Here is a 22,596-nt window from a genome sequence, read left to right as displayed (position 1 = left end):
ATACTGGCTCATATGCTCTAAAAATGCCCAGTCACATGCTTCGGGTGCCGTGTTGACCATTCTGAAACACCGGTTCATTATTGTCTTGAGCGCCATCCCTCATGGCGTCGCAGCGGAGAATACCCATGGCCGTGAGCAGCGCAGAACGTCGCTTTCTCGATAAGGTATCGATCGACGAGCCATGGAAGCTCGTGGAGACATTCTCCACCATGCCGCGCTGGCGGCCGGAGGATGTCAATGCCAGTGCCGACGTCATCGTCGGCCGCTTGAGGGCGCTCGGCGTCCCGGTCGAGGTGCACGAGCCGGAGATCTATCTTTCCGTCCCGCTCTCGGCCTCGGTGAAGGCAGGCGGCAAGAGCTTTCGGGCCAAGCCGCCATCCTCGACGCTCTCGGTGCCCGGCGGGTTGACCGCACCGCTGGTCAGGCTGGACGCCAACCCCAAGGCGCTGCGCAGCTATAATCGCGACATCGCCACGCTGTTCGGCGGCTCGATCCGCTCGGTCGAGGAGGTGAAGGCCAAGGTCGGCGGCAAGATCGTCGTGATGTCAGGTTTCGGCAATCCGGCGCTGACTTCGCTGATCGAGGAGTGGGGCGGCGTCGGCTTGATCGCGGTCAATCCCGGTATCGACATTCATTGGGGCACCTGCACGACGATCTGGGGCTCGCCCGATCTCGCCGACCTGCCGCGCAAGCCAAAGATCCCGGTCGTCGCGGTCAACAATCCCGACGGCCGCGAACTGATGGCGATGGCCGATGCCGGCAGCGAGGTGACGATCGTCACCGAGATGCAGGAAGGCTGGTTCAAGCAGAAGGTGCCGGTCGTCAAGATTCCGAGCGCCAATGCCTCGAAGGACTTCGTGCTCGTCCACGGCCACTATGACAGCTGGGATGTCGGCGTCGGCGACAACGCGACTGGCGATGCAACGCTGCTTGAACTCGCCCGCGTTTTCTTTGAAAATCGCGCCGATCTCGCCCGTTCGGTCTGGCTCGCCTGGTGGCCCGGCCACTCCACCGGCCGCTATGCCGGCTCGACCTGGTTCACCGATCATTATGCGCTCGAGCTCGATGCCCATTGCGTTGCCCAGATCAACTGCGACAGCCCCGGCTGCCGCTGGGCCACGAGCTACCACGAGACGCGGGCCTTCTCGGAAAGCGCGAAACTCGCCACCGAGGTGATCCGCGACATCGTTCCCGATGCCGACGTCAAGATCATGCGTCCACCGCAGGCGGGCGACTATTCCTTCAACAATATCGGCCTGCCGAGCCTGTTCATGCTGTCCTCGACGATGCCGGAGGCGTTGCGGCACGAGAAGAACTACTATGACGTCTCCGGCTGCGGCGCCAACATCGCCTGGCACACCGAGAACGACACGATCGAGATCGCCGATCGCGACATCCTTCTCACGGACATGAAAATCTATTTGCTGGCGGCGCTGCGTATCGCCAATGCCGAGGAGCTGCCCTTCGCCTGGGACGCGACCTGCGATGAGTTCCTCGATACGATCGCTCGTTACGAGGCAGCGGCCAAAGGCTTGGCCGATCTCGCTCCGGCCCGCGACGCGACGCAAGCCTTGAAAGCGGCCCTCGCCAAGCTGGCGGGCGCGTCCACCTCCGCTTCTAAGAAAAACGAGGCGCTGCGCGACCTGTCGCGCACGCTCGTGCCGATCAACTACACGCGCGAGCCGCGTTTCCGCCACGACCCGGCATACACGGTTCCGCCGCTGCCGACGCTGGCCGTCGCGGCCGAGATCGCCTCGATGCCGACGGATATGCAGCGCTACGCTGCCGTCGAGCTGATGCGTGGGCAGAACCGCTATGTCGCCGCATTGACCGCGGCCCGTCGCGTCGTCGAAGGAGCGCTGGGATGAGCGCAACCGTTTCGCAAATGACGGGCGGCGTCGACGGGGATCTCCTGATGGCGCATTGCGCCGAGTTCGCCAAACGCGTCAAGCTGTCGGGAACGCCGGAGGAGCTGGAAAGCTTTCGGTACCTGCAGCGCTGTCTCGATGACTATGGCTGTCGCACGGAACTGCTGTTTCACAACGCCTATATCAGCCTGCCGGGAGCGGCCCGTGTCGAAGCGCTCGGGCGTGAGCTGACCTGCATCACGCATTCCTTTTCGCTGAATTCACCGGCGGGCGGGCTTAGCGCGCCGCTCGTCGATCTCGGTAGTGGCAGTGAGGCGGACTTCGCCGCGCGCGACTGCAAGGGCAGGATCGGCCTCGTCGACGGCATCGCGAGCCCCGCCGTGGCGGCACGTGCCAAGGCCGCAGGTGCCGCCGGCCTGCTGCATGTCAGCCACCACGAATACGTCCATGAGATGTGCATCTCGCCAGTGTGGGGCAATCCGTCCGGTGCTACGATCGAAGCGATGCCCACGGCGATCGTGTGCACCATCGCGGCTGCCGACGGTGCCGCCTTGCGCGAGGCGCTGGCGCAGTCGGCAACGATGGCGATCACGCTTCACGCCGTCGTCGATACCGGCTGGCGTCAGACACCGCTTCTCGTCGCGCATATCGATGCGCCGGCAGGGGAAAACGCGCCCTTCGTGTTGATGTCGGGCCATCACGACACCTGGTACTACGGGGTCATGGACAATGGCAGCGCCAACGCCACGATGCTGGAGGTCGCGCGTCTTCTTGCAGCGCAGAAGTCCGAGCTCCGGCGCAATGTCCGAATCTGCTTCTGGTCAGGACATTCGCATGGCCGCTATTCAGGTTCGACCTGGTATGCCGATCTCAACTGGCGGGATCTCGACCGCCGCTGCGCCGTTCATGTGAATGTCGACTCGACCGGTGGTGTCGGCGCCACCGTCTGTGGCGAGAACGGCGTGGTCGCCGCGTTGGCGGGGCTTGCCCGCGACGCCACGCAAGCCGAGGCCGGCCAGAAGCATCTGGGCAAGCGACCTTCGCGCTCGAGCGATCAGTCGTTCTGGGGCATCGGCATCCCGTCCATGTACGGCTCGGTCAGCCACCAGGCGGCCGGCCAGGAGAAGATGCGACATGCGCTCGGCTGGTGGTGGCATACGCCGGAGGATATTCTCGACAAAATCGACCGAGATTTCCTCGTTCGCGATACCCGCATCGTGCTGCATACGATGTGGCGGTTGACGACGGATCCGGTGCTGCCGATCGATCCGCGAGAGCAACTTGACTCGCTGGCCGAGCAGCTCGCTGCGATCAGATCGCTGCCGGCGGACTTCCTCGCCCCCATCGAGGTTGCATTGTCCAGGGTGCGTTCCGCCTTTGATGTTCTCGAAGGCAGCCCACCGGATGACGAGGCCGCCTGCGGCAAGCGCGATATCGCATTGATGCGCGCCTGCCGGGCGATTGTCCCGCTCGATTATACGCGGGGAGACCGTTTCAACCACGATCCGGCGCTGCCGCAGAACGCCTGGCCATCCCTCGACGATTTACGGGCACTCGCCGCAGCCCCTTCGGGTTCCGACGGCTCTCACTTCGCACTGGTGGCGGCCACCCGCTCCAGGAACCGATTGCTCAGCGCGCTTCAAGATGCGGAAGCGGCGGCAAAAGCGGGCTGAGCTCACTTTGCCAGCTCGACTTCGCCTCGAATGACCTGGTCGGTCGGCGCAATTTCGTCCGCACAGCTTGCTCGGCTACAAGCCTCCCGCGCCAGAGGTCTTCATCCCCGCCATGACCGCACGGGCGGCTGTGCAAGCCAGACCGGCTACGCCGCCCGTGCGGGCACCGAGGCCAACCGCCCACTAACAATCAAGCCCGACCTCTCGGCGGGGGCGGGTCAGAATGTCCATTACGAGGGCCGCGCCAAGTGACGGCGCGCCATGAGGGGGAATGTCTGCTTCCCGGCCAAGTCTCCACGTCTGGAAGTGGCGCATCTCATCCTTCTGGCAGATCGCCAACGGCAATCGTTGCTTCGACCACCTTGAAACATCCAACGAAAAATAGCGTGACGACCGACAACTTGGGTACGTTGAGCTAAGCCAAGCACCCATTTCCAGCCTGACCGCTTGGCGTCAGTCACAAAAGGCATGTCGGCTGGCCACGGCGCGGATCGCATCGGTCGCAGCGGGAATGACCGGGTCGAGGACGCCGACCGGCACGCCGATGAAGACGTCCTGCGGTGCCACCGGCTCGATCTCGTCCAGGACGCACAAGGTTCCGGCCTTGATGGCCACCTCGACCAGCTTGGCCGGCATGACGCCGATGCCGGCGCCGGCCGTCACGAGCCCGACGATGGCGGGCATGCTGTTGCAGATGCTGAGCGTCGGCATGTCGATGCCGGCACTGCGGAACCAGTCGGCGATGATGGTGCCGACATTCGAGGACGGCGGCGTCGAGAAGATGCGCTGGCGCGACAGGGCGCGGGCATCGCCGACGATGCTGCGATAGCGCGGCGTCGCGATCCAGGCGACGTTCAGTGCGCCCAGACGCAGATAGCGCAGGCCAGCGATGCTCGGCGGGGTCGAAACCACGGCGATGTCGAGCTCGCCGGCGTCGAGCTTCAGCGTCAGGCTGTGGCTGAGGTCGACGACCACCGAGACGGCGAGATTGGGGTGCCGCTCGGACAGGTCCCGGAGCAGGTCCGGCAGGCAGATGGCCGCGAAGGCATCCATCACGCCGAGCCGCAGCACGCCGCTCACCGGGCTGTCGCGTCCGAGATGCTCGTGCATCTCCTGCATCAGGCCGACGAGCCTTTCGGCATAGGCGAAGACCGCCTGGCCCTGCGGCGTCAGGCGCACCGGCTGGTCGCTGCGGACCAGTAGCGGGCGGGCGATCTGGCGCTCCAGCTCCTTGACCCGGTAGGTCACCGTCGGCTGCGTCACATTGAGCCGCCGCGCCGTGGCGTGGAAGCTACGCAGCTTCGCTACCCAATAGAAGGCCTCGATCAGTTTCAGGCTCGTCATCGGCAATCCGATACAATGGCTCTATCAGCCTAGCCGTATTTTCGATTGGAAACCAGGAAAGGGCTGAGCTTAGGCTCTCTCCCAAGACGCCCCAAACAACCGAGGTTCCTCGTGCCGACCCTGCCCGAATCGGAATTGAGCAATGTGCCTTCACAGGTTCGCGCGAGCATCCTCGAGGATCTGCCCGAAATCCTCGGCATCCGCGACGAGGCGCTGCGCGAGGCCGTCATTCGCGCCTGGGCGCTATCGCTGCGCGATTCCTCCTTCGATCGCATCTCCGACATGCCGGGCGAAGGTGCCCCCAACCATTTCGTGCTGTACGAAGGCTCGCAGGAACTGCATTTGCGCGGCGTCGCCAAGCTCGCCATGGCGATCGTCGATGAATTCACATCGACCTTCCCGCAGGTCCGGATCGACCCCGACCTCGTGCTCGCCGGCGCGCTCTGCCACGACATCGGCAAGTGCTGGGAATGCGACCCGGTCAACCTCGCCCGCTGGCAGGAGCGCCCTGATCGGGCCGGCTATCCCTCGCTGCGCCATTCGGTCTATGGCGCGCATATCTGCCTGGCGGCCGGGCTGCCCGAGACGATCGCGCATATCGCGCTCGGCCATTCGATGGAGGGGCAGCACATCAAGGTCAGCACCGAATGCATGATCGTGCGCTGGGCCGACAATTCCTGGTGGTACAGCGCAGCGGCGCTTGGGCTCTGCCGCGCCGACAGCCTCTCGGCCGCCGGGCCGATGATGACGCCGCGGCCGTTGCCGTGATCGCCGCGCGATGACCGGCTATTCGCTCACCTTCGGGCCTGTCCTCGAGCGCTGGCCGCTCCTGCTGGACGGGCTCGCGCTGACGATCGCGCTGACCCTGGTCGGCATGGTCTTCGGCACCGGCGCGGGCCTGGTCCTCGCATTGGCGCGCCGCTCGGCGCATTGGTCGCTGCGCTGGCTGGCGCGCCTCTATGTCGAGATATTCCGCAACACCCCGTTGCTGGTGCAGCTCTTCATCGTCTATCTCGGGCTGCCCGCGCTCGGCATCCGCTTCTCGCCGGTGGCGGCGGCCTGCGTCTCGCTGGTGCTGAACAACGCCGCCTATACCGGCGAGATCATCCGCGCCGGGCTTGCCGCGACGCCGCGCGGGCAGGTCGAGGCGGCCAGGAGCCTGGCGCTGCGGCCTTGGCAGATCCTCGCCTTCATCGTGCTGCCGCCGGCGCTGGCGCGGGTCTATCCGGCGCTGGTCAGCCAGAACGTGCTGCTGATGCTGTCGACCGGCATCACCTCCGCCATCGGCGCGCAGGAACTGACGGCCGTCGTCTCCGACATTAACTCGGACACCTTCCGCAGCATCGAGGTCTTCTCGGTGGCGGCGGGCCTCTATCTCCTCCTCAACTACCTGCAGCGCCTGCTGCTCTGGCTGCTGGGCTTGAGATTGTTCCGCGGCAGCCGGGTCTGGGCTTGAACCATGCGCAGCATCGGCGTCAACGAACTGACTTATATCGCCCTGGCTCTGCGCTGGACGCTGCTGCTCTCGCTGCTGGCTCTCGCCGGCGGCGGCGCCTTCGGCGCGCTGCTCAGCGGGCTCGGACTCAGCCGCAACAAGCTCGTGCGGCGCGGGCAGATGCTGTTCGTGCAGTTCGTTCAGGGCACGCCGCTGCTGATCCTGCTGCTGATCTCCTATTTTGGGCTCAGCGCCATCGGCTTCGACATCGGCGCGCTGTTGTCGAGCGCGCTGGCGCTGACGCTCTATGCCGGCTCTTATTTCTCGACGATCTGGCTTGCCGCGATCCGCGCGGTCCCCCCGGGCCAATGGGAGGGCGCGTCCGCGCTGGGCCTGTCGCGCTGGCTCAGGATGCGGCTGGTCGTCCTGCCGCAGGCGCTGCGGATCGCCCTGGCGCCGAGCTGCGGCTTCGTCGTTCAGGTCATCAAGAACACCTCGCTCGCCTCGATCGTCGGCTTCATTGAGCTCACCCGCGCCGGCCAGATCGTCAGCAACGCGACCTTCCAGCCGCTGCTCGCCTTCAGTGCAGTGGCTGCGGCCTATTTCGTGATGTGCCTGCCCTTCACGCTGCTCTCAGAATGGCTGGAGCAGCGCCAGGTTCGCACCCATTGAGACCGCAATCCGTCGAAGCAAAAAAGGGGATGACGACGATGACGAACAGGTTCGGACACTGGCTGCGCGGTGCCGCCGCAGCATTGCCGCTGCTGCTGGCCGGCGTGACCGCCCAGGCGCAGACGCTCGATGCGATACTGAAGCGCGGCAAGGTGCTGGTCGGGGTCAACACGGCTTCGCCGCCCTTCGGCACGACCAATGCCGAGATGCAGCCGGACGGCTATGATGTCGAGATCGCCAAGATGTTGGCCAAGGATCTCGGTGTGCAGCTCGAGATCGTGCCGGTGAACAACGAGAACCGCATCCCGAGCCTGCTGACCGGTAAGGCGGACGTGATCGCCTCGACGCTGCAGATCACGCCGGAACGCGCCAAGTCGGTTCTGTTCACCGCGCCCTACGGCATGCATGAATCGATGGTAATCGGCCCGCCGGAGCTGAAGGCATCGCAGCTCTCCGAGCTTGCCGGCAAGCGGGTCGGCGTGGCGCGCGGCTCGGCCTATGCCAATCTGATCGCTCAAGCCAACATCCCCGGCCTGCAGCTCGTCCAGTTCGCCGACGATAGCGCCAATCTGACCGCATTGGTCGCCGGGCAGGTCAATGCCGCAGGCACGGTCTCCTACCTCGCCGCGGAGCTGAACAAGCGTTATCCTGACAAGAAATTCGAACGGAAGCTAACGCTGACCAGCAATGTCTATGCGATGGGCGTGCGCCGCGGCGATTTCGACTTCCAGCGCTGGGTCAACACCTTCCTGTTCGTGAACACCCTGAACGGGGCCATCCCCAAGGCCTATGAGAAGTGGATGGGCGACGCTTGGAAGCCGCTTCCAGCGTTCTGAAGGATATGCAAGCCCGAGCGGTATGGCCTGTCAGCCTTACCGCTCGGGCTTTCGCTGCCGAATGTGAAACAGCCGCCTGTCAGACCGCCCCCTGATCCGAATGTCCGCTTCCAAGCGAGGCACCAGAGTCCGCTCCTGGCGCGGAGCGCCCGTGCGGCTTGAGCTGGCGCGTATCGGATAGCTTCAGAATGACCTCAGGCGTTGGACTCCGGGCTCTGCCGGACTGAGATCATCTTGGAACGACGTGAACACGCTCTTTAGGCCAACTGATACCGCAGCGCTCCCCCCGGGTGAGCACGGGCATATCTAGGCCTGGTACGCGGGCGCGCAGCTCCTGCCCGCCGCTCTTGCCGATGATCAGGAAGCTGTCCCCGTAGTTCACGACCTCGTCGACGGTGAAGGCGAAGTCGTCTGGCGACGATGCACCCTCCTTGGAGAACCGGATGATCTCGGGCCGCACGAGCACGTCGACCGGCGCACCCGGAGAGAGATCGCGACGTCCGGTAGCGACGGAGCCGAAGTTGGCGAGGTCGACGATGCCGTCACGGCCGGCGACGCCTTCGATCAGGTTGCTGTCGCCGATGAAGGAGGCGACGAAGCGCGTCTGCGGCCTGGCATAGACCTCGGCCGGGCTGCCGACCTGCTCGATCCGCCCGCGGTTGAACACCGCGATGCGGTCGGACATCGCCATCGCCTCGCCCTGGTCGTGCGTGACATAGACCATCGTCACGCCGAGCTCGCGATGGATGCGCTTGAGTTCGATCTGCATCTGCTCGCGCAGCGCCTTGTCGAGCGCGCCGAGCGGCTCGTCGAGCAGCACGACATCGGGCTCGAAGACAAGCGCGCGCGCCAGTGCGACGCGCTGCTGCTGTCCGCCGGAGAGCTCGGCCGGCTTGCGACCAGAGAAATCGGCGAGCCCGACCATGGCGAGCGCATCGGCGACACGCTTCGCGGCTTGGGCCTTCGCGACCTGTCGCATCCGCAGCGGGAAGCCGACATTGTCGGCGACGCTCATATGCGGGAACAGGGCGTAGTTCTGGAAGACCATGCCGATATTGCGGTCATAGGGTTCGACGCTGTCGATCTTGCGCCCGCCGATCGCGATCTCTCCGCTGCTAGGCTTGGCGAAGCCGGCGATCATCATCAGCGTCGTCGTCTTGCCGGAGCCAGAGGGGCCGAGGAAGGAGACGAACTCGCCCGGCTTGATCTCGAGATCGATGCTGTCGACGGCGTTCTGGCCGGCGAGATAGCTTTTCGAGAGAGTTCGCAGGGAGAGGGCGCGGGCGTTCTTCATGACTTGTCCTAGGCCCTCGCGCGGGCAGGCTGCGGTTTGACGAGGCGCGCGGCCCAACGCGCGCCGATGACGACGAGCACGGCGGCGAGCAGCAGCGAAGAGGCGGCAGAGATCGCCGGGTCCGCCTCCATCTGGAAGCTGTTGAACATCTGGCGCGGCAGCGTCGCTCTGTCGCGACCCGAGATGAAGATCGCGATCACGGTTTCGTCGAAGGAGTGGATGAAGGCGAACAAGGCCGCGACCAGGAAGGCCGGGCGCAGGATCGGGAAGGTCACCAGCCGGAAGGTGGTGAGTGGGCGTGCGCCGAGGCCGGCCGCGGCATTCTCGACCCGGCGGTCGAAATTGGCGAGCGCCGAGGTCAGGGTCAGCACCACCACGGGGATGGTCAAGCAGGTATGGGCAAGGATGACGCCGGTCATGCTCTGCACCAGCCCGAGCGAGCCGAAATAGCTATAGTAGCCCAGCGCCATCACGATATGCGGCACGATCAGCGGCGACAGCACCAACATGCGGAAGGCGGAGCGGAACCGGAAGCGATGCCGCATCAGGGCGAAGGACGCGGGCGCCCCGAAGAGCATGGCCAGCACCATCGTCCCGAAGCCGATCGCGAAGCTGTTGAACAGCGGCCCGGTCCAGTTCGGGTCGGAGAAGAAGCGCCGGTAATAGCCGAGCCAGAAGCCCGGCGGCGGGAATTCGAGCGAAGGCGCCGTGCTGAACGACATCGGCACGACGATGAACATCGGCCCCGTGAGGAGGATCGCGACGAGAACCGCCAGGATGATCGTGGAGCGGGACATGCTACCTCCACATCCTGTCGAGACCGAAGAAGCGGTCATAGAGCGTAAACAGCGCGAGCGCGGCGGCGAGCAGGATCATCGAGGTTGCGGAGGCCGCGCCGAAATCGAGGAGCTGCTCGATTTCCTGGCCGATCCGTCCGGCGATCATCTTGTCCTGCGGGCTGCCGATCAGGGTCGGCGTCACGTAGAAGCCGAGGCAGGTGATGAAGACGAGCGTCGCGCCGTTGACCACGCCCGGCAGGCTCTGCGGAAAATAGACCGTGAGAAAGGCCCGCAGGGGCCGGGCGCCAAGGCTTGCGGCGGCGCGCATATAGCTCTCGTCGATCCGCTTCATCACGGCATAGAGCGCGAGCACCATGAAGGGCACGAGCATGTGCGCCATCGCGAAAGTCGCAGCGAAGGTGGTGAAGAGCAGGCGCGGGGGCGGGCTGACGCCGAGCGCGGTCAGCAGCCCGACGACCGGCCCCTTCGCCCCCAGGATCACCATCCAGGCATAGGTCCTGACCAGGAAGCTGGTCCAGAAGCTCAGCGCGACCACGCCGAGCAGGAAGCCGCCGACGGCGCCGCCGCGCCGGGCCGCGACATAGGCGATGGGATAGGCGAAGACGAGGCTCGCAAGCGTGACGACGAAGGCGGTCTGGAAGGTCCGCGCCAGCACGGCGAGGTCGTAGCGCGAACCGAAGAAGGTCGCGTAGTTGCCGAAGCCGAATTCCGGGTCGCTGACGCTCATCCAGACGACGAGGCCGAGCGGGATGAGGAAGAAGGCGGTGAGAAATAGCGCCGCCGGCACATAGAGGATGAAGGGCGGGCGCAAGAGGGTCACCAGAAGCGCCCGCGCAGGAAGCGCGGGCGCCTCGGCCGCGAGCGCGGGGCGCGTCAGCTCGACAGCCATTGTTCGAAACGCTTCGCCATGACGTCGAATTGGGGGCCGAGCTTCTCCGCGTTCAGCACGACGGCCTTGGCCAGGTTCTCCGGCGAGGTCGGCATCCGCGCGACCACCTCCGGCGGCAGGCTCTTGAACGAGGCCGGGTTCATCGGGCCGTAATTGTTGCGTTGGGCGAACTGCGCCAGCCGCTCCGGCTGCACGGCGAATTCGATGAAGCGCCAGGCATTGCGCGTCCGTGGCGTGCCGCGCGCCACGACCCAGGCCGCGACATCGATCACCGCCTGATCGTAACTCAGCGCGATCGGCACCTTCTGATCGATCAGCTGCTGGGCGCTGGTGTTCCACATGCCGATCAATTCGATCTCGCCATCGCGCAGCAATTGCTGGGATTGCGGGCTCTGACTCCACCAGACGCGGACATCCTTCTTGATCCGGTCGAGGGATTTGAAGGCGCGGTCGAGGTCGTAGGGGAAGAGATCGGTCGGTGCGACGCCATCCGCCATCAGCGCGAAGGCGAGCACGCGGGCGGAATAGTTCTGCAGGCAGCGCGAGCCCGGGAACTTCGCCGTATCCCAGAACTCGGCCCAGTTCTTCGGGCCGCCCGCGGGAAACTTGTCCTGACGATAGGCGATGACGTTGGCGAAGGCGTGGGAATTGACGCCATTGAGCGTCACGGCGCCGGGCCAGAGCGAGGCTGCCGGGATTTTGCTCTCGTCGTATTTGTCGAGAAGATTGGCGTGGTTGGCGCGGGCGAGCTCGGAGACGCCGAGCGTCGTGACATCGAACTCGTAGACGCCGGTGCGGACCTGCGCCGCAAGCTTGGCAAAGGAGACTGGCGCGATCGTCTTGATCTCGACCCCCGTCGCCTGGGTGAAGGGGTCGAAGAGCACGGCGCGCGCCGCCTCCTCCCAGGGCCCGCCCCAGGTGTTCACATAGATCGCCTCCGCCGCGCGGGCGCGGCGGATGAAGGGCATGGACAGGCTGCCGGCGCCCGCGGCGACGAGCAGTTTCCGTCGTGAGAGCCGCAAGCTCGAAGCGTCGTCGCCGGTCATGGTTCTCTCCTCTCAGCCGAACACAGCGCGATAGACGCGCAGCCAATTCCCGGAGGTGATCTTCTCCACTTCTTCCGGGTTGAACCCCTGTTTCGCCAGCGCCGGCGCGACCGCAGCCAGGCCACTGATCTTCTTGAGCCAGGCCGGCTTCTCGCTCGGGGCGGTATTGGTAGCGGAACCCGCGCCATACTGGGCCGTCCGCGTCCAGCGCCCCTGGCGCATCCAGTCGAGATAGGTCTGGCTGGTGTGATGGCTGAAATCAGTGCCGAGGCCGACATGGTCGATGCCGGCGATGTCGACGGTGCGCGCCACCATCTCGGCCCAGGCATCGACGCGGTCGCAGGCCTCGACCGGGGTGATGTTGCGATAGGCGGCGCAGCCGATGATGCCGCCCTTGGCAGCCAGTGCCTTGATGACCTCGTCGCTCTTGTTGCGCTTGTGCGGGAAGACGGAGGACGGGTTGGCATGGGTGATCGCGATCGGCTTTTGCGACCATTCGATCGCATCGAGCGTCGTCCTGTCGCCGACATGCGAACAATCGACCAGCAGGCCGCAGCGGTCCATCTCGCGCACGACCTCCCGCCCAAAGCGGGACAGGCCGGGATCGACCGCCTCGTAGCAGCTCGAACCGACATCGTTCTGGTTGTTGTAGGTGAGTTGCAGGACGCGGACGCCGAGATCGGCGAAGAGCTCGACATAGCGGATACGCCCGTCGAGCAGGTTGGTGTTCTGGTAGCCGAGCAGCAGCGCGGTCTTGCCGTACCGGTCGGCGGCGAGGATATCGTCGGTCTTCAGCGCGATGGTGACGAGGTCGCTATTGGCGCGCGCCATGTCGCGCCATTTGCCGATCGCGTCGAAGGATTCGATTGCGCCCTCCCAGAATCCGAGCGTCGGCGTGACGCAGGTGAAGCCGCCGGCCTTGAGCTCCTCGAACACGTCGCGGCCGTAGAAGCCGCATTGCAAGCCGTCGATCAGCATCGGTTTGAACCTTTACGGGATGGAGGCGGGGCGCAGCCGTATGGGATCGGCGGCGAGCATGGAGAGGTCGGTTTCGTCCTCGTCGTTGCGACCGACGATGCGGCCATCGGCCTCGACGCGGATGGTGCCGGCATGGCGGCGGCTCTCGAAAGAGTCGGGAGCGAGGGCTGCATGCGAAGCGTGGTAGAGCGGCCACCACAAGCCTGCCGCGACCGTGCAGCCTTCGCGCCGGACGTGGTTGAGCAGGCCTTCGGTTCGCGCCAGGCGGGGTCGGACTTCCAGGAGGACGCCGCCCGCTACCTCGGAGCAGATCGCCGTGAGGCCATGCTTTTCGGCGAGCCCGGCGACCACACCGAACTCGCACGGGCTCACCGCGCCGCACACCAGAACCTCGCCGCGCCCCGTGAGGCGGAACCGCTCGACGGCGAGATCGAGTAGGGCTTCGGCGACGAGCCAGGGATGCTGGCCGGCGACATCGACTTGCAGAACGCCGTTCTCGCCTTCGCTCAATGTGGCGGGCTTGACAGACGAAGCGGCCAGCGCAGCGATTTCGGCCGAGAGCTTCTCAAAGCCTGCGACGGGCAGGATCGCGGACACCACCGCCGCATCGCGGACGGCGAAGAGAAGCCCCGGAGCGACACCGTTCGCCTGGACCAAGCGTTCGATGATCAGGCGTATCTCGCGCAGGGTGAGGCGCAGCTCCGTCATGAGCGGGGCTCCGGAGGATAGAACCAGTGGGGATCGGCCGTTCCCGCCGCGAGATCGGCGGGCGTCGGCGCGCCATGGAAGATCACGCCGCGCAGGTTGCGGTTGAGGAAGTCGCGCGCCTTGTCGATGCCGTGGATGCCGACATTGAGCAGGCGCGTGATCTGCGCCGGGACGAAGTCCTCGCTCATGATGTCGGCATGCGGCGAATGGTAGGGCAGCCCGGCCAGCGCTTGGACGCGCGTTGCGATCAGCCGGTGCTCTGGATGCTGGAGCAGGAAGCGGGCGACGCAGGTCTTTGGGTCTGCTTGGCTGAGGTCGCGGTCGAGCGCGACGATCAGTCGGGGCAGGTCGAGGCCGAGATTATGGGCTTCGCCGATTTCCTCCCGCGGCCCCCGGCGCGGCTCCTCAGCGGTGCGCGACTTGTACCAGACATAGCGCTGCGAGCGCTCGGAGGTGAGATCGAGATCGAAGGCCCAGCGATAGTCGCTGCGGACGATCTCGCGCAGCCGCCCGAGCCGCATTTCCGGCCGGCCGGTCAGTTCCTCGTCGATGACCAGCGTGTCCGAGAGGCTGTCGGCGACGTCGGGAACCAGCTCGATCAGCAGCGAGAGCAAGGTCTCGAAGGCCTCGGCATGAACGCGGCCGTCGAGCGAAGCCGTGAAGTCGAGCAGCGGGGTCGCCCCCGTCTCGCCCGCCTGAGCCAAGGCGATCAGCGCGTCGAGCTCGCGGCGGATGACGACCAGATCCTCGGCGATGCGCAGGCTCGGTGTGAAGGACTCGTATTCCGAGCGATCCTGCTGGCGTGCGACGATCGCCTTTTCGAGCAGGCTCGCCAGCGTTCGCAGTGGCGCCGCGTCCCGCCCCACCGGCACCAGCTTGCCATGGGCGATGGCGGTCTCGCGGATCGTCAGCCACTGGTTGATCAGGCGCGGATGGTTATTGACGAAGAACATCAGCCCGAGCGCCGAGCCGTTGCCGACGCCGAGGAAGCGGGCGAGATCCGGCGCGAAGCCCGCCGCCTTCGTGCCCCCCTGCAGCCGCGCAAAATGCTGGACGAGATCGAGCGCGAAGACCCGCATCATATAGGCGGTCAGCATCTGCGCCTGCAGCGAGGCGCGCAGCGGATGGTCCTTCTCGAAGGCGAGGAAGGACTTTGTGCCGAAGGTGCCGTTGCCGTCGATGCCGGTGTTGCGCATCAGGTAACAGGTGCCGCCGAGCGCTTCGACCGGCGGCTGCTCGCCTTTGGCCAGAGCGTTGACGGCAAGGTCGAACAGGCGGCCGGAGCGGTTCGAGCGCGCCCAGGTCAGAGTATTGGGCGTGGCGCGCCCTTCGTAGAGCTTCGGCAATTCGCCCTGGAGCGCCGAGACCGCCGCGGGCGACATATCGCCTTCGACCAGCGCGCCCATCATGTCCCAGGCTCGGCCGATGATGCGCCCTGTACGTTCGCGCGACGAGGGCTCGAAAGAGAAGATCGGGAAGGAGAAGCGCCAGCTTCCCGCCTCGATCGCGTAGCGGGCGTGGCCACGGCCTTTCTCGTCGATATCGAAGGCCTTTTGCGTGATCGTCCAGCGCTGGCGCGACGCCCGCGCGATCAGGTTGCGCGAGGCGCTGACGCGCGAGGGCTGGATGGCGGCGAGCCGCTCCGGCCGCATCACTTCCTCCGGACCGCGCATCAATGCACGCGGCAGCAGCGGGCCTTCCGTGGCGAGAAGGGCGGAAAGCGTCATGTCAGGAATGTCCAAACTGGGCGCTGAGACGCCGTGCTCCGGCAACGACGATGGGGCCGCAGCGGTCATGATCGAAGCGGAAGATCGGGCCGGAGATGGCAAGCACCGCCACGCATTGGCGCGCGGCATCGAAGACGGGAGCAGCGACGGCCGCGACGAGATGCGGGTCGGTCGGCGCGAAGACCGCGTAGCCGCGCTCGCGGACTGCCTGCAATTCAGCTTCCGGTGGCAGTGCGACGCCCTGCTTTCGCAGGCTCTCGCGCATCTCTTCAGATCCGAAGGCGACCAGCACGGCGCCCGAGGCGCTGCCGCCGAGCGTCAGCTTGGCGCCGACCCTTAGATCGGCCCGCAGGACCTGCCGGGATTCGACGCGGTTGATGATGACGGCGTGATAGCCGTCGGCGACGGAGATCGTTGCGGTTTCGCCGCTCTCATCGACGATCTGCTGGAGCAACTCGCTGCTGCGCTCGCCGAGATTGGCCTGCTCCAGCGCGCGCACTGCATAGAACTGGAAGCGCAGCGCCAGTCGGAATGCGCCGTCCTCGGTCTGGTCGAGCAGACCGGCCTCCACCAGCGTCCGCAGCCGCTGATAGACGACCGCGCGTGCATCGCCGCTTGCCCGCACGACATCGGCCAGCCGCAACGGCTTCGGCGATGCCGCGACAATATCGCAGACCGCCAGCGTCTTGAGTGTGGAGGAGAGAGAGCGAACAGCCATTTGTATTCTTATAGAAGATAATGTATGATATAAAAATCATACTGCGCGAACCCCGTGTCAAGCTCGAAATTGCGAGTTCGGCTCGGGTGGACAAATTGCGATCGCGAAAATCGACAGTTTGCTCAGGGAGCCTTGTTCGAGGGCTATCCGAAGCGCGATTGATGGGTTGCCCGGCCGTTACATGCGGCCGCTGCATGATGTCGGACCAGAGGCAAGTCTGCGCAAAATTCCGAACTCCGATCTGGCTCGCTTTTGGCGGCGCAAACCCGACCGCCGAAGCAGTCGCGCGCTACGATCGCTACTTGGGTCAAAATGCTGCAGATCGGTCGGTGCCGGGCCGAGTGCGCCGAGATCGCTCGGAGAGCGAGTGTCCGCTTCCTGGCGAGGATCCAACTTCCGCTTCTGGCGCCAGGCAGGCTCGGCCAGAACAGCCAAGCGCGCTGGGCGCCCGGCTGTTTTGGCCCTTCCGGACCTGCTCGCGGGCCAGTCGCGCTTAGCTGAAGCAAATGCACAGAGCCGGTTGCTGGGCTGTCAGGCCGCCGCGGCAATCCTGGTCGCGAACCCCCGATAGGAATGGAGCGGACGGCCGAGTATCCAGTCAGCCGCTCGAGGTCGCCGGCATCGGGGATCATGCCGTCGCTGACGTAGCGCTCGGCCATCAGGCGCATTTCGTAGGCCATCCACTTCGGCATGAAGCTCGCCATGTTCTGCTCGAACGCGGTGGGATCGTTGCCGCCATAGACCACAGGACGACCGATGACGTCCGACCAGATCGCCGCCACCTCGGGACCGGTCTACGTCTGACCAGCGTACTGGGCGGATTTCCTGCGCAGGCGCATCGCAGGCGCCACTGCAAAGCGGATGGTCCGTCCGATAGGGATGAGTTGGCGGGGATTGCCGTCGAAGTGCGCGATCAACCGGTCGAGTTCCTCCTGCGTTGGGCGGCGGTTGCGCTCCTCGTCTTTGCCAACGAGCTCAAGCCGCTTCAGAGCGATGCGGGCGAGGTCAACCGTCTCGACCTTTACGGGCAGACCGTGCACGGCGGCCGCGTGAGGCAGAATGAGCTTGATCATCCCGACATCGATGCCAAGGGTGACCGGACCTGCGCCCTGCGCTGCCCGGTCGCGACCGAAGCGAATGAGCCGCTCGCGATCGAGGGACGCCATATTGCACTTTCCGAGTTGCCGCTTCAGCAATTCAAGTGCGGCCGCCTTGGATCTCAAAGGAGCCTTGCCGACGTCGCACATGTCGTCGATATGAAGATCGATGAGTTCCCGAATGTTTTCAGGCGCGCGATGCGCGATTCGTTCGGGGCCTCGCCACGATCAACTTGGCGCTCGGCCTCGATGGCCCAGCGTCGCGCATCATCCCGGCGCAGAAAGGTCTCGCTCACGCAGCGTCCTTTGCGTCGGACCTGGACGCGCCAGGACCCGAAGGAGAGCTTCGTGAAGGTGGCCATTTTTCGTGTGCGCTCCGTGTGCGATCAGCCGTCGAAACGTGACGAAAAGCGTCGCATCACGGCGTGCTTCCGTGTGCGCTCGGTACGACCGAGCGATTTGCTGTTGAAGAAAAAACAATGAGATATCAATCATATAGATTCGCCGTGGCGCCTATGATGGATTGGACAGATCGCCACTGCCGGACGATCCATCGCCTGATGTCGCGCCATGCGCTGCTCTACACCGAGATGGTGACGGCGCAGGCGGTGATCCACGGCAACCGCGAGCACCTGATCGGCTTCGACGCGATGGAGCACCCCGTCGCGCTCCAGCTCGGCGGCAACGACCCGAAGCTTCTGGCCGAGGCAGCGCGGATCGGCGCCGAATTCGGCTATGGCGAGATCAACCTGAATTGCGGCTGCCCGTCCGATCGCGTCCAGGGTGGCGCTTTCGGCGCCTGCCTGATGCGCGAGCCGGCGCTGGTCGGCGATTGTGTCGCGGCGATGAAGGCAGCGGTCGCGATCCCCGTCACGGTGAAATGCCGCATCGGCGTCGACGATCAGGACCCGGAAATCGCGCTCGATGCCCTGACCGCAGCGGTCCGCGCGGGGGGCGTCGATGCGCTGATCGTCCATGCCCGAAAAGCCTGGCTGCAGGGCCTCTCGCCCAAGGAGAACCGCGAGATTCCGCCGCTCGATTATGAGCGCGCCTACCGCCTCAAGGCCGCCAATCCCGATCTGCCGGTGGCGATCAATGGCGGCGTCAAGGCGCCGGCCGAGTGGGTCCCGCATCTGGAGAGGCTCGACGGCGTCATGGTCGGCCGCGAGGCCTATCAGAATCCGGAAATCCTGCTCCAGGTCGATCCGCTGCTGTTCGGGCAGGCACCGCCGGTCGCCGACGCCTTCGCGATGCTGGAGGCGCTGGAGCCCCATCTCGCCGCGCATCTGGAGCGAGGCGGGCGGCTGCATGCCTTCACACGCCATCTCGTCGGGCTGTTCCCGGGCCGTCCGGGCGCACGCCTCTTCCGCCGCCATCTCGCCGAGCATTGCGTCGCAGCCGGCGCCGGGCTCGCCGATCTGCGTGCCGCCACCGCGCATGTCTCGCGCCACGAGACGGCTGCTGCGGCCTGATCGATATGGCGCCCGCTTGGGCGGTAGGCCCGCTCGATCAGGATCCGGTTAACCGCCGACCTGGAACGAATAGCTCAGCGTCGTGCCGAAGGTGAACTGGTCCCGGCTGCCATTGACCCGCACGAGAGGGGAGCCCGCCGCTTCGTCCAGGAGCCGGTCGTAGCGCGCGTAGACCGTCGTCGCCCAGTTTTCGGACCAGTCATAGGTGAGGGCCGTGGCCACGCCCGCCGATTTCGCGCCGGAGTCCGGGCGATAGGGCCTGTAGATGCCGCTCAGCGCCGCTTCTCCGGGCGTGATCCCGAAATTGCGCGTCATGTAGCTCTTACTGCCCATGCTGAAGCGCGGGCCCGCCGAGAAGGTGAAGCTGCCGAAGCGCTCGACCCAGTCGGCGGAGAGATCCGCGACGACGCCGTGATGGCCGTGAAAGCCCTGCTTCACCTCGGCGCGCAAGCGGAAGCGATCCAGGACGGGCCAGAATTCGGCAAAGACGCCGGCCTCGATCGTCCAGGGCACGTCGCGCAGGCCGAAAAGTTTCCGGTCCGCGCCGGAATAGCGGCCTGACTTGTAGTCGCCGACCACGCCGACCTTGAGCCGGTCGGTGTCGTACAGGGCGAAGTCGAGCCCGTCATCGGGCGCGCTGAAGCCTTCGGCCTCCCCGACACGGCGCCAGCTCAGCGACGGCATGGGCGAGAAGCGGCGCCATTTCGAGCCCTCGAAATCGGGCTCGTATTGCAGCGAGCCGCCGATCGTGATGATCCAGCCCTTGGCGGGGGTCGGGTCGGTCAGGGCCGGCGTCGTGTCGGCGGCCCGGGCGGCGGAAAGGCCGCAGGACAGCGTGAGCAGCGAGAGCCATGCTCCGCGGTTTTGGACAAGAGGCACTCGCTTGCCGCGGCCCTTGGATACGCAGGTCGTCCGCGTCATTCGCTGGCGCTCCGGCTGAGTTTGATTCCGAGTTTCTTGATGCGGTGCCACAGGCTGCGTTCCGCAACGCCGAGCAGCCGCGCGGCCTGGACCTGCACGCCGCCGGTGCGGCGCAGAGCAGCGAGGATGAAGTCGCGCTCGATGCGTTCGAGCTCGGCATCAAGATCGCCGGGGATGCTGCCAGAATCGCCACGGCGTGGCGACGATTCAAAGAGGTCGCGCGGCAGGTCGTGAACATCGATCGTGGGTGACTTCGCGACGATGATGGCACGCTCCACGCAGTTATGCAGTTCCCGGATGTTGCCGGGCCACTCATGGTCGGACATAGCCGAAATCGCGGCGGGCGTGAAGCCGATGACTCGCTTTCCCATGGCTTCGCTCAACTGGCCGAGAAAATGCGTGGCGAGCGTCGGAATATCCTCCCGGCGATCGCGCAGGGCGGGCAGGGCGATGGGAAAAACGTTGAGCCGGTAGAACAGATCCTCGCGGAAACGGCCTTCCGCGACGGCTTGGCGCATATCCTTGTGCGTGGCGGCGATGAGGCGGACATCGACCGTCTGGCTCCGGTTGGCGCCGATAGGCTCGAAGCTGCGCTCCTGGACGGCACGCAGCAGCTTCGCCTGCACGGCCACCGGCATGTCGCCGATCTCGTCGAGGAAGAGGGTGCCGCCATCTGCCGCAGCGAAGCGGCCGATGCGGTTGGACAGCGCCCCCGTGAAGGCGCCTTTCACATGGCCGAAAAGCTCGCTTTCCAGCAGCGTCTCGGGGATCGCCGCGCAGTTCACGGCGACGAAGGGCTTGTTGCGCCGGGGACTGTTGAAATGGATCGCGCGGGCGACGACCTCCTTGCCCGTGCCGCTCTCGCCGCTCAGCATCACGGTCGCGCGCGTCTCGCAGACCTCGGTGACCTGCTCGATCACCCGCCGGAAGGGCGCGCTCGAGCCGATCAGCGTCTCGAAGCTGTAGCGTCCCTCCAGCTCGCTGCGCAAACGGTCGTTGTCGCGCACGACGTCGGACAGCCGCAGCGCCCGCCGGACGGTGGCGGCGACCTCGTCCATCTCGAAGGGCTTGGCGATATAGTCGAAGGCGCCTTCCTTCACGAGATCGACGGCGTCGCGCACGGTCGCGAAGGCGGTGATGATCACGACGGGGATCTCGGGCCAGTGCTTGCGAACCTCCTGCAGCAGCTCGCGCCCGTCCATCACCGGGAGCCGCAGATCGGTCAGGACCAGATCGAAGCGGGCCTGTTCCAGCTCCTGCAGCGCGGCGCGGGCGTTGTCCACCGCGGTCGTGCGATAGCCGAGGTCTTCGAGGGCTGCCGCGAGCACGTCGGCGAGCCGCGCCTCGTCGTCGACAATCAGAACAGCGTGGCTCATGGCGCTTCCTTTGATCGCCAGCGCGGCAAGGTGATGCTGAAGGCGGCGCCCCGGCCTGGCTCGCTCGCGCAGGTGGCCTGGCCGCCATGGGCTTCGGCGACAGTCTGGACCTTGGCAAGGCCAAGCCCGGTACCTTTCGTCTTTGTCGTGAAGAATGGGTTGAAGATCTCGTCGCGCATCTCCGCCGGCACGCCCGCGCCCTCGTCGCGGATCGTCAGCGAGACGGTGTCGCCCTGGGCGGTGACGTCCGCATGGATCGTGCCTCCATTGGGCATGGCGTCGATGGCATTGAGCACGAGGTTGAGACAGGCCTGATGCAGCTGGTCCGGGTCGCCGCGGACCGTGGCATCGCCGCTCTCGTCGGTGACCGCGACGGAAATCTTGTGCCGCGCCAGCTCCGGCCCGGCAATCGCGGCGACGCGATCGATGATCGACCGCATCCGCAATTCGCTCGTCATCGGCGGCTTGGGATGCGCGAATTCGAGAAAGTCGCGCACCAGCGTTTCGATCCGGCGGACCTCGTCGATGACGTAGCCGAGCATCTTGTCCTCGGAGCCGGCGAGCTTCGCGCGGTTGCGGACGACCTCGGTCGAGGTCTTGATGATGCCGAGCGGGTTGCGGACCTCATGCGCGATGACCATGGCCGCCTGACCCAGCACCGACAGCCGGTCCCGGCGCCGGAGCTCGGTTTCGAGGTCGCGCAGCGCGCCGAGCTGTTCGGCCATGCTGTTGAAGCCGGCCGCGAGCTGGACGAGTTCGCGCCCTCCCGTCTCCGATACGCGCTGGCGATAATCGCCCGCGGCGATGGCCCGCACGCCGCGGGTGAGCGCGCGCAGCGGACGCACCAGGATGTCCGACATCACGATGCCGACGGCGACGGAAAGGAGGCTCCCGAACAGGAAGATGCCGAGAAAGAGGCTTTCGCGCCCGAGCTGCTCGAACAGCCCCGCCTCGCTGCGCAGGCCGACGAAAGCCACCGCCGCCAATTCGCCGTCGATCCCTTGGAAGCCGATATAGACGGCCCGGTAGGTGCCCCCATCGGCCGAGGGATCGAACACCGCCTCCTGCCCCGATGCGAGCTGGCGCCTGATCTCCTGGGGGACCGGGCTGACGCTGTCGGGATGGGTTTCCAGCACGGGTTCGAGCCGGGGCCCGAAATCGGCGAAGAGCCGGACGTTCAGGGACGTCACCACCTTGATGCTGCCGAGATAGGCTTCGTCGAGCCAGGAGCCGACCAGCACGTGCAGCGTCTGCCCTTTCACGGAGATCGTCTGGACCGCGCCTGCCATGATCCGGCGCTGGCCATTCGCCGTCATCTTGAAAATGCCCTGCTTCTCGTCCGTCGGAAGGAGCGTGATGGGCTGAAAGGGCTGCGAGGTGTAGCGAATCGTCCGCTGGTCGTCATAGACGGCGATCACATCGTAGCCGACCGAGTTCAGCAGGGCCGATTCCGCGTCGAAGGTCGATGACGAGCGGACGTCGATGTCGGCATTGCTCTCGATGCGCTGGCCGATCACCGCCGCGACGCGCTGCGCCTCCTGCGAGGCTTCCTCGACCTCGAGCCTGAAGAAGCGCGACGTCTCCCCCAGCCACTGCTCGACATTGTCCTCGAAGGCGCTGGAAAGGAGCCAGGCGGCGACATAGGCGGACGCCAGCATCGCCGGCACGCTGACCAGCATGAACCCGATCACGAGCCGCAGTCGCAAGGTCGTCATGCGGAAGCGCACGGCTTCGCCTCCCTA

20 protein-coding genes and 2 pseudogenes are annotated in these 22,596 nt (G+C 65.8%); 9 read left to right on the top strand and 13 right to left on the bottom strand.

Features of this window, described 5'->3' with window-relative positions:
• Positions 1–125: 125 nt before the first annotated feature.
• From IED13_RS02065 to IED13_RS28635, 3 genes and pseudogenes are all read left to right on the top strand, one after another.
• Positions 126–1,868 (top strand): M28 family metallopeptidase, encoded by a 1,743-nt coding sequence (locus tag IED13_RS02065; RefSeq protein ID WP_191123211.1) that lies wholly within the window; start codon positions 126–128, stop codon positions 1,866–1,868.
• A gap of 17 nt (positions 1,869–1,885) precedes the next feature.
• The gene (locus IED13_RS02060; RefSeq protein WP_210323458.1) at positions 1,886–3,541 is read left to right on the top strand and encodes a M28 family metallopeptidase; all 1,656 of its coding nucleotides are present in this window, start codon (positions 1,886–1,888) and stop codon (positions 3,539–3,541) included.
• A 55-nt stretch (positions 3,542–3,596) separates the two neighbouring features.
• Positions 3,597–3,728, top strand: a pseudogene (locus tag IED13_RS28635) (IS3 family transposase); the annotation flags it as partial.
• Positions 3,729–3,994: 266 nt separating this feature from the next.
• Here the strand turns inward: IED13_RS28635 and IED13_RS02055 are convergent.
• Positions 3,995–4,885 carry a LysR family transcriptional regulator gene (locus IED13_RS02055; protein ID WP_191123209.1) on the bottom strand — a complete coding sequence of 297 codons (891 nt, stop codon included), beginning with the start codon at positions 4,883–4,885 and terminating at the stop codon, positions 3,995–3,997.
• A 111-nt stretch (positions 4,886–4,996) separates the two neighbouring features.
• Here IED13_RS02055 and IED13_RS02050 point away from each other — a divergent pair, with 111 nt between their 5' ends.
• From IED13_RS02050 to IED13_RS02035, 4 genes are read left to right on the top strand one after another with little or no spacing between them, the layout of a single operon-like run.
• Entirely contained in the window at positions 4,997–5,653 is a 657-nt protein-coding gene (locus IED13_RS02050) for an HD domain-containing protein (protein ID WP_260368233.1), read from the top strand.
• A 10-nt stretch (positions 5,654–5,663) separates the two neighbouring features.
• Positions 5,664–6,341 (top strand): amino acid ABC transporter permease, encoded by a 678-nt coding sequence (locus IED13_RS02045; protein ID WP_191123208.1) that lies wholly within the window; start codon positions 5,664–5,666, stop codon positions 6,339–6,341.
• 3 nt (positions 6,342–6,344) lie between these two features.
• Positions 6,345–6,992: an amino acid ABC transporter permease gene (locus tag IED13_RS02040; protein WP_191123207.1), complete on the top strand. Its 648-nt coding sequence runs from the start codon at positions 6,345–6,347 to the stop codon at positions 6,990–6,992.
• A 38-nt stretch (positions 6,993–7,030) separates the two neighbouring features.
• On the top strand, positions 7,031–7,828 hold the full coding sequence (locus IED13_RS02035) for a transporter substrate-binding domain-containing protein (RefSeq protein ID WP_191123206.1): 798 nt from the start codon (positions 7,031–7,033) through the stop codon (positions 7,826–7,828).
• Positions 7,829–8,057: 229 nt separating this feature from the next.
• On the opposite strand, the gene IED13_RS02030 is transcribed toward IED13_RS02035, so the two are convergent.
• The 9 genes and pseudogenes from IED13_RS02030 to IED13_RS28630 form a co-directional block, all read right to left on the bottom strand.
• Complete coding sequence (locus tag IED13_RS02030; RefSeq protein WP_191123205.1) at positions 8,058–9,122, bottom strand: ABC transporter ATP-binding protein; 1,065 nt, start codon at positions 9,120–9,122, stop codon at positions 8,058–8,060.
• Between the two features lie 8 nt (positions 9,123–9,130).
• A complete protein-coding gene (locus IED13_RS02025; RefSeq protein ID WP_191123204.1) occupies positions 9,131–9,919 on the bottom strand; it encodes an ABC transporter permease in 789 nt (262 codons plus the stop codon).
• 1 nt (position 9,920) lies between these two features.
• The gene (locus tag IED13_RS02020) at positions 9,921–10,811 is read right to left on the bottom strand and encodes an ABC transporter permease (RefSeq protein ID WP_191123203.1); all 891 of its coding nucleotides are present in this window, start codon (positions 10,809–10,811) and stop codon (positions 9,921–9,923) included.
• Positions 10,796–11,857 (bottom strand): ABC transporter substrate-binding protein, encoded by a 1,062-nt coding sequence (locus tag IED13_RS02015; protein ID WP_191123202.1) that lies wholly within the window; start codon positions 11,855–11,857, stop codon positions 10,796–10,798. Before IED13_RS02015 ends, IED13_RS02020 begins: the two co-directional genes overlap by 16 nt.
• A 12-nt stretch (positions 11,858–11,869) precedes the next feature.
• Entirely contained in the window at positions 11,870–12,835 is a 966-nt protein-coding gene (locus IED13_RS02010) for a dipeptidase (protein WP_191123201.1), read from the bottom strand.
• A gap of 12 nt (positions 12,836–12,847) precedes the next feature.
• Positions 12,848–13,543, bottom strand: a complete 696-nt coding sequence (locus tag IED13_RS02005) for a hypothetical protein (RefSeq protein WP_191123200.1) — start codon at positions 13,541–13,543, stop codon at positions 12,848–12,850.
• Positions 13,540–15,270, bottom strand: coding sequence for a hypothetical protein (locus tag IED13_RS02000; protein ID WP_191123199.1), 1,731 nt, complete (start codon positions 15,268–15,270; stop codon positions 13,540–13,542). Before IED13_RS02000 ends, IED13_RS02005 begins: the two co-directional genes overlap by 4 nt.
• 1 nt (position 15,271) lies before the next feature.
• Positions 15,272–15,988 (bottom strand): IclR family transcriptional regulator, encoded by a 717-nt coding sequence (locus tag IED13_RS01995; RefSeq protein WP_191123198.1) that lies wholly within the window; start codon positions 15,986–15,988, stop codon positions 15,272–15,274.
• Between the two features lie 531 nt (positions 15,989–16,519).
• Positions 16,520–16,782: pseudogene (locus tag IED13_RS28630) on the bottom strand (NmrA/HSCARG family protein); the annotation flags it as partial.
• Positions 16,783–16,872: 90 nt separating this feature from the next.
• On the opposite strand from IED13_RS28630, the gene IED13_RS01990 reads away from it, so the two are divergent.
• Together IED13_RS01990 and dusA are read left to right on the top strand one after the other, a co-directional pair.
• Positions 16,873–17,568 (top strand): hypothetical protein, encoded by a 696-nt coding sequence (locus IED13_RS01990; protein ID WP_191123197.1) that lies wholly within the window; start codon positions 16,873–16,875, stop codon positions 17,566–17,568.
• Positions 17,569–17,600: 32 nt separating this feature from the next.
• Entirely contained in the window at positions 17,601–18,557 is a 957-nt protein-coding gene (gene dusA / locus IED13_RS01985) for a tRNA dihydrouridine(20/20a) synthase DusA (protein ID WP_248312405.1), read from the top strand.
• A gap of 48 nt (positions 18,558–18,605) precedes the next feature.
• Here dusA and IED13_RS01980 read toward each other — a convergent pair whose 3' ends face one another.
• From IED13_RS01980 to IED13_RS29140, 3 genes are read right to left on the bottom strand one after another with little or no spacing between them, the layout of a single operon-like run.
• Positions 18,606–19,478, bottom strand: coding sequence for a MipA/OmpV family protein (locus tag IED13_RS01980; protein WP_191123195.1), 873 nt, complete (start codon positions 19,476–19,478; stop codon positions 18,606–18,608).
• The gene (locus IED13_RS01975; RefSeq protein WP_112763454.1) at positions 19,475–20,854 is read right to left on the bottom strand and encodes a sigma-54-dependent transcriptional regulator; all 1,380 of its coding nucleotides are present in this window, start codon (positions 20,852–20,854) and stop codon (positions 19,475–19,477) included. Before IED13_RS01975 ends, IED13_RS01980 begins: the two co-directional genes overlap by 4 nt.
• Positions 20,851–22,581, bottom strand: a complete 1,731-nt coding sequence (locus tag IED13_RS29140) for a sensor histidine kinase (protein ID WP_112763455.1) — start codon at positions 22,579–22,581, stop codon at positions 20,851–20,853. The genes IED13_RS01975 and IED13_RS29140 overlap by 4 nt, the downstream gene beginning before the upstream one ends.
• Positions 22,582–22,596 lie beyond the last annotated feature (15 nt).

The sequence above is a fragment of the Allobosea spartocytisi genome, from assembly GCF_014764685.1.
Classification (GTDB): Bacteria; Pseudomonadota; Alphaproteobacteria; order Rhizobiales; family Beijerinckiaceae; genus Allobosea; species Allobosea spartocytisi.
This window is presented reverse-complemented; position numbering and strand designations above follow the sequence as displayed.